Annotated in this window: 11 protein-coding genes; 4 read left to right on the forward strand and 7 right to left on the reverse strand. The window is 70.8% G+C overall.

The features are described from left to right. The 5 genes from ACE3Q3_RS19860 to ACE3Q3_RS19880 all read right to left on the reverse strand — a co-directional run. Window positions 1–206: hypothetical protein (locus ACE3Q3_RS19860; RefSeq protein WP_374448979.1), on the reverse strand; the 206-nt coding region annotated here is incomplete at its 3' end. Window positions 207–228: 22 nt separating this feature from the next. Then, window positions 229–1,536 carry a TRAP transporter large permease gene (locus ACE3Q3_RS19865; protein ID WP_374448980.1) on the reverse strand — a complete coding sequence of 436 codons (1,308 nt, stop codon included), beginning with the start codon at window positions 1,534–1,536 and terminating at the stop codon, window positions 229–231. Between the two features lie 9 nt (window positions 1,537–1,545). Further along, complete coding sequence (locus tag ACE3Q3_RS19870; RefSeq protein ID WP_374448981.1) at window positions 1,546–2,160, reverse strand: TRAP transporter small permease subunit; 615 nt, start codon at window positions 2,158–2,160, stop codon at window positions 1,546–1,548. 33 nt (window positions 2,161–2,193) lie between these two features. Beyond that, window positions 2,194–3,240, reverse strand: coding sequence for a TRAP transporter substrate-binding protein DctP (gene dctP / locus ACE3Q3_RS19875; protein ID WP_374448982.1), 1,047 nt, complete (start codon window positions 3,238–3,240; stop codon window positions 2,194–2,196). A 140-nt stretch (window positions 3,241–3,380) separates the two neighbouring features. After that, window positions 3,381–4,742 (reverse strand): sodium-dependent transporter, encoded by a 1,362-nt coding sequence (locus ACE3Q3_RS19880; protein WP_374448983.1) that lies wholly within the window; start codon window positions 4,740–4,742, stop codon window positions 3,381–3,383. Window positions 4,743–4,868: 126 nt separating this feature from the next. Between ACE3Q3_RS19880 and ACE3Q3_RS19885 the strand changes: the two genes are divergently transcribed. The 3 genes from ACE3Q3_RS19885 to ACE3Q3_RS19895 all read left to right on the forward strand — a co-directional run bounded on the left by ACE3Q3_RS19885 (window position 4,869) and on the right by ACE3Q3_RS19895 (window position 9,779). Beyond that, entirely contained in the window at window positions 4,869–5,468 is a 600-nt protein-coding gene (locus ACE3Q3_RS19885) for a TetR/AcrR family transcriptional regulator (protein WP_374448984.1), read from the forward strand. An 80-nt stretch (window positions 5,469–5,548) separates the two neighbouring features. Further along, window positions 5,549–6,643 carry an efflux RND transporter periplasmic adaptor subunit gene (locus tag ACE3Q3_RS19890; RefSeq protein ID WP_374448985.1) on the forward strand — a complete coding sequence of 365 codons (1,095 nt, stop codon included), beginning with the start codon at window positions 5,549–5,551 and terminating at the stop codon, window positions 6,641–6,643. Between the two features lie 37 nt (window positions 6,644–6,680). Beyond that, a complete protein-coding gene (locus ACE3Q3_RS19895) occupies window positions 6,681–9,779 on the forward strand; it encodes an efflux RND transporter permease subunit (protein WP_374448986.1) in 3,099 nt (1,032 codons plus the stop codon). 48 nt (window positions 9,780–9,827) lie between these two features. On the opposite strand, the gene ACE3Q3_RS19900 is transcribed toward ACE3Q3_RS19895, so the two are convergent. After that, window positions 9,828–10,526 (reverse strand): calcium-binding protein, encoded by a 699-nt coding sequence (locus tag ACE3Q3_RS19900; RefSeq protein WP_374448987.1) that lies wholly within the window; start codon window positions 10,524–10,526, stop codon window positions 9,828–9,830. 46 nt (window positions 10,527–10,572) lie between these two features. Beyond that, entirely contained in the window at window positions 10,573–11,421 is an 849-nt protein-coding gene (locus tag ACE3Q3_RS19905) for a fumarylacetoacetate hydrolase family protein (RefSeq protein ID WP_374448988.1), read from the reverse strand. Window positions 11,422–11,612: 191 nt separating this feature from the next. Between ACE3Q3_RS19905 and ACE3Q3_RS19910 the strand changes: the two genes are divergently transcribed. Continuing rightward, the coding region (locus ACE3Q3_RS19910; protein WP_374448989.1) for a hypothetical protein at window positions 11,613–11,995 on the forward strand (383 nt) is incomplete at its 3' end.

Here is an 11,995-nt window from a genome sequence, read left to right on the forward strand (position 1 = left end):
CACACGCCCTCGCCCCTGCCGCGCTGGAGGTGGCCCTGGCGAACTAACACCACCATGGGGTGCTCGCCGCGATTGAAGAGGTACACCCGGAGGTCGCCGTCGACGGCGACGCCGGCGACGTCGGTGAAGGACCACCCGTCGGGCAGCTTCGCCCAGTCGGCATTGACGCGGTAGCGGTGCTCGCCGCTGCCGAGGATCACGGTCATCGGTGGAGGCTCCCCAGGATGCTCAGCCGGCCATGACGAGGCGCGGAAGGAAGGTGACGATACCCGGAAACGCGATGAACAGGCCAACGCAGGCGAGGTCGGCGATGACGAACGGCCAGACGCCGCGGAAGATCTGCTGCAACGGTATGTCCGGCCGCACCCCGGCGACGACGTAGCAGTTGAGGCCGACGGGCGGCGTCAAGAGCCCGATCTCGACCATCTTGACGACGATGATGCCGAACCAGATCGGGTCGAAGCCCAGGCTGTTCATGACCGGCGAGATCACCGGCAGCGTCAGCAGCAGCATGCCGATGCCGTCCATGAACATGCCGAGCACGATGTAGAGGACGAGGACGCAGAAGAGCACGAGGTAGGGCGAGACGCCGAGCGCCTGGATCCAGCCGGCGAAGGCCGACGAGACCCCGGCGAAGGCGAGGAAGCGGACGAAGATGAGCACGCCCCAGATGATCGAGAAGATCATCACCGAGAGCTTCGCCGTCTCGACCAGCGAGTCGAGCAGGCCGCGGCCGGAGAGCGTGCGGCGGGCGAGCGCCATGACGAAGATGATGAAGGCGCCGAGCGCGCCGACCTCGGTCGGAGTCGCCCAGCCGGTATACATCCCGCCCAGCACCGCACCGATGACGAAGACGATCGGCGCGATCTCCGGCAGGGTCTCGATCCGCTCCTTCCAGCCGGGATCCGGCGTCGCCTCCCCCAGCCCCGGATTGAGGACGAAGCGGAGGAAGACCGCGGAGGCATAGACCGCCGCCGAGATGATCCCGGGGATGAACCCGGCCAGCAGCAGCCCGCCGATCGAGGTCTCGGTGATGATGCCGTAGACGACCATGATCGCCGACGGCGGGATGAGCGAGGCGAGCGTGCCGCCGGCCGCCACCAGGGCCGAGGCGATGCTGGGGTGGTAGCGCGCCTTGAGCAGCTCCGGCAGGGCGATCCGGGAGAACACCGCGGCGGTCGCCGTGCTCGCGCCCGAGACCGCGGCAAAGCCGGCCGCGGCGAAGATGGTGGCGATGCCGAGGCCGCCGGGCAGCCAGCCGAGCCAGGCCCGTGCGCAGCGGTAGGCGCCCTGGACGATGCCGGCGTGATGCGCCAGGTGCCCGATCAGGATGAAGAGCGGCAGCACCGACAGGGCGTAGTTGGTGGTGTCGGAATAGGGAATGTGGCCGGAGATGCCGACCGCCTTGTCGAAGCCCCGGAGCGCCCACAGGCCGCAGAAGCCGACGATGCCGGCGGCGACGAAGATGCGGACGCCGAGGACGATCATGACCGCGAGCGCGATCATGCCGAGGACGCCGTACTGGACGGGTTCCATCGCCGCCCCCTACCGGTGCCCGGAATCCGGGGCGGCGTCCCCCACCGCCTCGCGCACCGGGTCGGGATGCGCGGGCACGGCGATCGGCGTCGCCTCGGGATGGGCGACGAGGCGCGCGAAGCCCGCCAGTTCGAGCAGCAGGCGGAGCCACAGGATCGAGAACGCCACCACCGGCACGGCCTTGGACGGCCAGGTCGGCCAGCGCGTGTTCATCGTCGAATCGCCGATCTCCAGCGCGTTGTCGAAGAAGTGGAGCACGCCCGGCCACAGGGCCGTGACCAGGGCGAGGGCGGCCAGGCTCGTCAGCGCCTCGACCACCCATCGCCCGCGGCCGCGGAACCGGTCGACCAGCAGGTCGACGCGGATGTGGCCCGCGAGCCGCCAGCAGTAGGAAATCGGCAGGATCGCGTAGAGCGCCATCGTCTGCTCGATGAGATCGAGCTGACCGTAGAGCGGGGCGTTGAAGCCCTTGCGCAGCAGGATCTCGGCGACCCCGACCCACATCACGAAGAAGATGATGAGCCCGGCGACGATGGCCGTCGCCAGTTCGATCCTCATCAGCGCCCGGTCGGCGAGCGCGAGCGCGCCCGCCCCCGGACCGAGCGGCCGCCCGGGGGCGATCATCGCGCTCGGGCCCCGTGTTCCGGTTCCGCCCGCCTAGCGGCCGAGCGCCTTCTTCGCCTTGTCGGCCTCGGCGACGACGAGGTCGAGCAGTTCCTTGGCGGGGATGTTCTTGGCCGACATCTCCTTCACCCAGGCGTCCCACACCGGGCGCGCACCGAGGTCGCGGAACTTCGCCAGTTCCGTCTCGTCATACTTGATCGCGGTCAATCCGCGCTTCTGCCACGCCGCGAGGTTCTTCTCGTCCGTCTCCTTCTGGGCCTTCTTCAGGGCCTCGTAGGCGATCGGCCGGCCGGAGTCGATCAGCGCCCGGTACTGCGGCGGCAGCTTGTTCAGCGCCTGCTCATTGACGATGGTCGGGCAGTTGTTGGCGCCGGGACCGAGGTTGGTCGTGTACCACTTCGCGATCTCCTCGATCTTGTAGGCCGCGAAGGCGTAGGTGTAGGGGAAGGCCGCCGCCCGGAAGACGCCGCGCTCCAGTGAGTTGTAGACCTCGGGCGCGGGCACCGAGGTCGGCACGGCGCCGAGGTTGCGCAGCGCGTCGCCGGTGCCGCCCAGGGCGCGCACCCGCATGCCCTTGAACATCTCGACCTTCACCGGCGGCTCGCCGGTGCCCATCAGTTCGGACTGCGGCTGCAGCACCGACATCAGCAGCACCGCGTTCCAGCGCTTGAACTCGGCGACGATGGCGGGGTGCTTGTAGACGATGTCGTGGACGCGGGCATGGATGTCGGGGTCGACGAGCGGCAGGCCCGGCAGGTCGAGCACGGTGATCGCCGGGTTCTTGCCCGGATGGTAGCCGGTGCAGATCTGCGCCATCTCGAAGGCGCCGAGCTTGATGTTGTCGAGGTTGTCCGGCCCCTTCGAGAGCGCGTCGCCATAGTGGATCTTGATCGTGAACTTGCCGCCGGTCTCGCCGGCGACGTGCTTGGACAGGGCCTCGATGCCGGCGGTGAAGGCGCGCGGCGGGCCCCAGACCGAGAGATCCCAGGCGACCTTGGGACCGTCGACGGCAGCGAGCGCCGGTGCGGCGATGAGCGTGGCGAGCGCGGCCGGGACGGCCGCCGCAACGATGCGGTTCATGGATGTCCCCTCCCTACGGGTCGTTGGGCGAGGTCGTCGTCCCCGCCGGCCTGTGCGGCCGGCGGCGCGCGCCTCTTTCGTATCGCCCGGGATGGTGCGGGAAGGAGGAGGCGCGGTCAAACCGGAATTGGCGACGCGGCTCAGGCGAATCCCACGATCACGAAGGCGGCGATGGCCGGCGGGACCACCCAGCGCAGCGCGGCCGCGAGCCAGCCGGCCCGGCGCTCCGACAGGCCGAGCGCCGTCGCCACCGCCGCCGGCCCCATGACGAAGCCGACGAACAGCGCGAAGGCGATGCCGGCCGCCGGCAGCAGGAGATTGGAGGCAGCGATGTCCACCGTCTCGAAGATGTCCGCGTCCTCCCAGCCGGCGAGGTAGGCCAGCGGCCGCACGTCCTGCCAGCGGTTGAAGGAGAGGACGGTCGGGATCCCGCCGAGGAAGACCGCGAGGCCCGAGACGAGTGCCGCCGGCCCGCGTCCCCAGCCGGCGCGCTGGACGAGCGGCGCCACCAGCAGTTCCAGGAGCGACATGGCGGAAGCGAGCGCGGCGACCGCCAGCAGGACGAAGAAGAGGAATCCGAGGACGGCGCCGCCGGCGATGCCGCCGAAGGCGATCGGCAGCGTGACGAACACGAGGCTGGCGCCCCCCGCCGGGTCGAGCCCATGGGCAAAGACCAGCGGGAAGACGGCAAGACCGGCCAGCACCGAGAGCGCGGTGTCGCCGAGGATGACGACCGCGGCGGCCGAGCCGAGCCGGATGTCGGCGCCCGCATAGGCCGCGTAGGTGACCATCACGCCGAGCCCCACCCCGATCGAGAAGAAGCCCAGTCCCAGTGCCTCGATTGCGGTGCGCGCCGTGATGGCGCCCGGCCGCGGCTCGAAGAGGAAGCGCGCCGCCGCCGCAAACCCGTCCCCGGCGGCGCCGTGGACGACCAGCAGCACCACCAGGAGGACGAGGACCGGCATCAGCCAGGTGCAGGCCCGCTCGATGCCGCCGCCGATGCCGCGCGCCACGATCGCGACGGTGAGCCCCAGGAACAGGGCCTGCCACAGGGCGAGCCGCCAGGGGTCGGCCGCGAGCGCCTCGAAGCCGGCCCGCGCCCCTGCGGCGTCGATGCCGGTGAAGCGGCCGGCCGCCGCCGCCAGTGCATAGTCCAGGGTCATGCCGGCGATCACGGCGTAGTAGGTGAGGATAAGGAAGCCGCCGAGAATGGCGATCGCCCCGCCCCAGCGCCAGGCGGGCGAGCGGCCGGCGGCCTCGGCGCAGACGGCGATGCTGGTCAGCACGTCGCCGCCGCCGCGGCGGCCCATCGCGAATTCCGCCAGCAGCAGCGGCACCACCACCAGCACCATGCCGAGGAGATAGAAGGCGAGGAAGGCCCCGCCGCCGTTCTCACCGACCTCGTAGGGGAACTTCCAGATCGACCCGAGGCCGACCGCCGAGCCGATCGAGGCCATGAGGAAGCCGATCCGGCCCGACCATTGATTCGCTTGCGTCGCCATCGGCCCAGGGTGCGGCGGCGGGCGGCGGCCGTCGAGCCCGAGATTGCCGCGGCGGCGCGGATTCCCGCTTGCGTTCTGACGAATGATGAATTACGGATTTCGTCATTCATCGAAATCCACCGGACCATGGCCCTTCTCCACCGCCCCCGCGCCAGCGCCGACGAGACCCGCAGCCGCATCCTCGAGAAGTCCGAGGAGCTGTTCCGCCGCCTCGGCTTCGCCAAGACCGCGGTCGCCGACATCGCCGCCGAACTCGGCATGTCGCCGGCCAACGTCTACCGGTTCTTCGCCTCCAAGAACGCCCTGGTCGAGGCGATCTGCCAGCAGCATCTGGCGCACATCCACGCCGAACTGACCCAGATCGCGTTCGCCAAGGCCCCGGTGGCCGACCGGCTGGAGCGCTTCGTGCTGTCGATCATCCGCTACCACAAGGCCAATTTCCTGAACGAGCGGCGGCTCCACGACATCGTCCTGGTGGCGATGGAGCACAGCTGGGATTCGATCGAGGAGCACAAGCGGGCGCTGGCCGGGCTGATCGAGGCGGTGGTCCGCTCCGGGATCGAGACCGGCGAGGTCGGGGATGTCGACCCGCAGCAGACGGCACGCGTCGTCTTCGGCTGCTTCACCCGCTTCTGCCACCCGCTCATCATCCAGCAGCATGTCGACGACGACCTGGAAGGCGAGGCGCAGGCGACCGTGCGCTTCCTGTGCCGGGCGCTGCGCTGATTTTTTTGTCCGCATTGTGACGAATTAGCAGATTCGTCAATGCTCAATCGTTAGGCGATCGATCGGAAAGGAACCATCCGATGCAGCGTCAGATCCTCCTCCGCACCGCCGCCGCGCTGGCCCTCGTTGCCGTCGCCGGCGGCATCGCCGCCTGCAAGCGTGACGAGGCCGTCGCCCGCGAGCCGACGCCGCCGCGCGTCCAGGTCGACCGCGTCACCTTCCAGCCGAGCGAGACCGCCCGCACCTTCGTCGGCGTGGTCCAGCCCCGCTACGAGACGGATCTCGGCTTCCGCGTCGCCGGCAAGGTCGTCGAGCGGCCGGTGAATGTCGGCGACCCGGTGCGCAAGGGCGACCTCGTCGCCCGCCTCGACACGACCGACCTGCGCCTGCAGGTCGAGAGCACGGAGGCCGAACTGGCGGCGGCCACCTCCAGCCTCGCCCAGGCGGCGGCGGACGAGCGCCGCTATGCCGGCCTGCGCAGCAGCGGCTTCGCCGCAGCCGCCGACTACGACCGCAAGAAGGCGGCCCGCGACGAGGCGGAAGGGCGCGCCAAGCGCGCGCGGCGGTCGCTCGAACTGGCCCGCAACCAGCTCGAATACGGCGAATTGCGGGCGAGCGCCGACGGCGTCGTCACGGCGGCGCCGGTCGAGGCGGGCCAGGTGGTGGCGATCGGCCAGGCCGTGGTCCGGGTCGCCCAGACCATCGAGCGCGAAGCCCTGGTGGCGCTGCCGGAGACCTGGCTCGCCGACGCTCCGGCCGCGAGCGCGGTGGTGCGCCTGTGGTCGCAGGACGTGCGCCCCTATCGCGCCAGCCTGCGCGAGCTGTCGCCCCAGGCCGACCCGGCGACGCGCACCTATGCCGCCCGCTTCCGGATCGAGGAGGCCGGGCCCGAAGCCGCCTTCGGCATGACCGCGACCGTCACCCTGACCCGGCAGGAGCAGGTGGCCGCGGCCCAGGTGCCGCTGTCGGCGATCGTCAACCGCGGCGCCGGCCCGCATGTCTATGTCGTCGACCCCAGGACCGAGACGCTGCTGGAGCGGCCGGTCACGGTCGCCACCTTCGGCAGCCGCACCGCCGCCGTCACCGACGGCCTGAGCGACGGGGAGACGATCGTGACGCTGGGCGTGCAGAAGCTGGAGGCCGGCCGCAAGGTCCGCCCCCTGCCGCTGCGCTGACCCGTCCCTGCCCGCTTCCGCTTCGGAGCCCGGTGCCATGCGCGGCTTCAACCTGTCGGCCTGGGCGATCGCCCACCGGGCGCTGGTCCTCTACCTCATGCTGGTCGTCGCCGCCGGAGGCGTCTACGCCTACCTGAAGCTCGGACGCGCCGAGGACCCGAGCTTCACCATCAAGGTGATGATCGTCTCGGCCGACTGGCCGGGCGCCACCGCCGACGAGATGCGCACCCAGGTCGCCGACCGCATCGAGAAGAAGCTGCAGGAGCTGCCCCATCTCGACCGGGTCGAGACCTACACGCGGCCGGGTTCGGCCGTGGTCCAGCTCGTTCTCCGGGACACGACGCCGCCCGGCCAGGTCGGCGACCTCTGGTACCAGGTGCGCAAGAAGGTCGGCGACATCCGCGGCGAACTGCCGGCGGGGGTCAACGGCCCCTGGTTCAACGACGAGTACGGCGACGTCTACTCGGTGCTCTACATGCTGGCGGCCGACGGGCTGTCCATGGCCGAGCTGAAGAACCGGGCCGAGGACATCCGCCAGGCCGTCCTGCGCGTCCCCGGCATCACCAAGGTCGACATCATCGGCGCCCAGCCGGAGCGCATCCACATCGAGTTCAGCCACGCCCGGCTGGCAACGCTGGGCATCACGCCGCAGCAGATCTTCGACAGCGTCGCCCGCCAGAACGCCGTCGTGCCGGCGGGCGGGGTCGACACCGACGCGGACCGCGTCAATGTCCGCGTCGAGGGCGCGCTCGGCGGCACCGCCGCGATCGCCGCGGTGCCGGTGGCGTCCGGCGGCCGCGTCTTCCGGCTCGGCGACATCGCCACGGTCTCCGCCGGCTACCAGGACCCGCCGCGCTTCCTGGTCCGGCAGGAGGGCCGCCCGGCGATCGGCATCGGCGCCGCCATGGCCGAGGGCACCGACATCCTGGAGCTCGGTCGCAACCTCGGGCGGACGATGGAAGCGATCCGCGCCGAGCTGCCGGTCGGCATCGAACTGACGCAGATCGCCGACCAGCCGAAGGTGGTCGGGGAATCGATCGCCGAATTCGTCAAGGTCTTCGCCGAGGCGCTGGCGATCGTCATGATCGTCAGCCTGCTGTCGCTCGGGTTCCGCACCGGGATCGTCGTCGCCCTGTCGGTGCCGCTGGTGCTGGCGATCGTCTTCCTCGTCATGTACGCCGCCGGGGTGCCGCTGCACCGGATCACGCTGGGCGCCCTCATCATCGCGCTCGGGCTCCTGGTCGACGACGCCATCATCGCCATCGAGATGATGGTGGTGAAGATGGAGCAGGGCTGGGAGCGCACGGCGGCGGCCAGCTACGCCTGGACCTCGACGGCGTTTCCGATGCTGACGGGGACCCTGGTCACGGCGGCGGGGTTCCTGCCGGTCGGCTTCGCCCGCTCGTCGTCCGGCGAGTATGCCGGCGGCATCTTCTGGGTGGTCGGGCTGGCGCTCGTCGTGTCGTGGCTGGTGGCGGTGGTCTTCACCCCCTATCTCGGCTTCAAGCTGCTGCCCGACTTTTCCAAGCGGGCGCGGCACGGCGACCCCGACGCCATCTACGACACGCGGATCTACCGCGCACTCCGTGCCGTGGTCGCCGCCTGCGTGCGCTGGCGCGTCGCCGTCGTCGGCCTGACGATCGCCATGCTCGGCGTCTCGATCTGGGCCTTCGGCATGGTGCAGCAGCAGTTCTTCCCGACCTCGACGCGGCCGGAACTGTTCCTCGAGATGCGGATGCCCGAGGGCACCGCCATCGGCGCCAGCCTCGCCACCGCCGAGGCGGCCGAGAAGATGCTGGTCGGCGATCCCGACATCGTCACCTACACGACCTATGTCGGCCAGGGCTCGCCGCGCTTCTGGCTCGGGCTCAACCCGGCGCTGCCGAACCCCAACTTCTCGCAGATCGTCATCCTCGCCCGCGACACCGAGGCGCGCGAGCGCATCAAGGCGCGGCTCGACCGGGCGATCGCCGGCGGCGCCCTGTCGCAGGCGCGGGTGCGCGTCGATCGCTTCGTCTTCGGTCCGCCGGTCGGCTTTCCCGTGCAGTTCCGGGTCGCCGGACCGGACGCCGCGAAGGTCCGGGAGATCGCGACCAGGGTCCGCACCGCGATGCAGCAGGACCCGCGCGTCGTCGACCCGCATCCGAACTGGGGCGAACAGGCGAAGCGCATCCGCCTCGCCGTCGACCAGGACCGTGCCCGGGCGCTGGGCCTGACCCCGCAGGAGATCGGGCAGACCCTGGCGACCCTGCTCGACGGCTACACCGTGACCCAGCAGCGCCGCGGCATCGAACTGGTCGACGTCGTCGCCCGCGCCGTCCCCGAGGAGCGCCTGTCCCTCGATCGGCTGCCGGAACTGACGGTCGCCACCCGCGGCGGCGTGCCGGTGCCGCTCAACCAGGTCGCGCGCGTCGAGTACGGGTTCGAGGAGCCGATCCTGTGGCGGCGCAACCGCGACATCGTCATGACGGTGCGCGGCGACGTCGTCGACGGGGTGCAGCCGCCGGACGTCACCCGGGCGCTGCAGCCGCGGATGGCGGCGATCGCCGCCACCCTCCCCCCCGGCTACCGCATCGAGACCGGCGGCTCGGCCGAGGAAAGCGCCAAGGCGAACGCATCGATCGCCGCCGTCCTACCGGTGACGCTGCTCGTCATGCTGACCCTGCTGATGATCCAGCTCCAGAGCTTCGGGCGCCTCGCGCTGGTCATTTCGACCGCCCCGCTCGGCATCATCGGCGCCGCCGGGATGCTGCTGGCGACCGGACGTCCGTTCGGCTTCGTGGCCCTGCTCGGCCTGCTCGCGCTCTCCGGCATGATCATGCGCAACTCGGTCATCCTGGTCGACCAGATCGAGCACGACGTCGCCGCCGGCCACGGCCGGCACCGCGCGATCATCGACGCCACCGTCCGCCGCTCGCGGCCGGTGGTGCTGACCGCGCTGGCGGCGATCCTCGCCATGATCCCGCTGTCGCAGAGCGTCTTCTGGGGACCGATGGCGGTCACCATCATGGGTGGGCTGATCGTCGCCACCCTGCTCACCCTCTTCTTCCTGCCGGCGCTCTACGCGCTCGCCTTCCGGGTGCGCGCGGAGGGCCCGCGACCGGAGGCCGGCCTGCAGCCGGCCCCGGCGGAATAGGGTCGGCGGGCCGGTCGAACGTCGTCGCGACGCGCCCGGCCCGCGGCGCTACACGAGCTCGAAGTCGCCCGCGGTCAGCTGCGCCCGGGTGATGCCGACGAGATAGACGCCTTCGCCGCTCGTGCCGAGGGGCACGAAGGCGCCCTGGTCGGTGTCGACGATGTGCGCGATCAGGTCCTCGATCGAGGCGATGGCCGTGCCGTTGATCGCCCCTTCCTCGAGGTCGACCAGGATGCGGTCGGTGCCGGGCAGGAAGTCGTCGATCCGGTCGATCCCGCACGCCTCGCCGAAGAAGAAGCGGTCGGCCCCGACGCCGCCTTGCAGCGTGTCGTTGTCGCGGTCGCCGGCCAGGAAGTCGTCGTCCGATCCGGTGAAGAGGAAATCCATGCCCTGGCCGCCATGGGCGGTATCGTTGCCCGCGGCGCCGAAGACGTTGTCGTTGCCGAGATTGCCGTTCAGCCAGTCGGCGCCGAAGTCGCCATAGACATAGTCCTGGCCCTGGCCGCCCAGCAGCGAGTCGTCGCCGTTGTCGCCGCGCAGCAGGTCCTCGCCGGTATTGCCGTTCAGCCAGTCGTCGTGATTGTCGCCGAAGAGCTGATCGTTGCCGCCGCGCCCGAAGATCGTGTCGTCGCCGGCGCCGCCGCGGATCGAATCCGCGACGTCCGAACCGGTCAGGATGTCGTCTTCGACGAAAGCCCCGAAGATGATGCCGCCGTTGACCGTCGTCGGTCCGCTCAGGTCCGCCATGTTGCCTCCTCGTCCTGTTCTGCTCCGCGGGGGGCCGGGCGGCCCGTCACTCGTCGACCACCGGATTGCGCAGCAGCCCGACGCCGGAGATCTCGACCTCGATCACGTCGCCGGCCCGCATGTACTCGGGCGGGTTGCGGCGCGAGCCGACGCCCCCCGGGGTGCCGGTGACGATGACGTCGCCCGGCGCCAGTGGCGTGAAGGTCGAAATGTAGGCGATCTGCTCCGGGATCGAGAAGATCATCATGTCCGTGGTCGTGTCCTGCCGCACCCCGCCGTTGAGGCGCGTCGTCAGGCGCAGGCGCGTCGGGTCCGGAATCTCGTCGGCCGTCACCAGCCACGGACCGAAGGCGCCGGTGCCGGCGAAGTTCTTGCCGGGCGTGAACTGGTGCGTGTGCCGTTGCCAGTCGCGGACGGAACCGTCGTTGTAGCAGGCATATCCGGCGACGTGGGCGAGCGCATCCCGCTCGACGATATGCCGCCCGGGGCGGCCGATGACGATCGCGAGCTCGCCCTCGTAGTCGAGCTTGTCGGAGACGCGCGGGCGGACCATCGGCTCGCCATGGCCGATCTGGCTGTCGGCGAAGCGGGCGAAGATCACCGGCTTCTCGGTCACGTCGCGGCCGCCCTCGGCGACATGGTCGCGGTAGTTGAGGCCGATGCAGACGATCTTCCCGGGATCGGGGATGACCGGCCGGAAGCGGATGTCGGCGAGCGCGTGGTCGGCCTTGCCCTTGGCCACCAGGGCCGCCGCCTCGCCATAGGCGCCGGCGGCGATCAGGGCCCGCAGCGTCGGCAGGCGCAGGCCGAGGCGGGCGCCGAGGTCGACGACCCCGTCGCCGACCAGGGCGCCGTAGCTGTCGCGACCGTTCGCGGTGAAGGACAGGAGCTTCATGGTTCCGACGATCTCCGGCAAGGGCGGCGCATACTCGTCCGGCGGCCGCCGCCTGTCCAGCCACCGGCGCTGGCGCCGCCGCCATCGGCGGTTGCGGTCCGGGGGCGCCCGAGTCTAGTTTCGGACATCGGAGGCCGGCCGGCGGAGGCCGGCCGCCGCGTGGGGGGCTGTCGCAACAGGAGGCAGGCACAATGGCGTTCATCGCCGCATCGCAGTCGCTCGACGTCTTTTCGGACCAGCTCCTTCCGCTGCCGGCCGGTTCGGTGATCCTGGTCGCCAACGCGACGACGGTGGTCGCGCTCCAACCGGACGGCGACAGCTCGGCGATCACCGGCGCCTTCACCTATCCGGCGGGTGGTGGGCGCGTCGAGCCGACCGGCGGAACGATCGCCGAATACTCGGTCAGCGACGGCGCGAGTGCCCGCGTCTACGACCTGACGGGGGCCGATGTCGATGTCGCGACCTTCGCCGGATTCCGCGACGACGGCGACGTGCTCGGATATGTCCGGTATCTGCTCGACGGCAGCGACACCCTCTACGGCAGCGCCGCGGCCGACACGCTGGCCGGCTTCGA

Source organism: Allostella sp. (assembly GCF_041913585.1).
Classification (GTDB): Bacteria; Pseudomonadota; Alphaproteobacteria; order ATCC43930; family Allostellaceae; genus Allostella.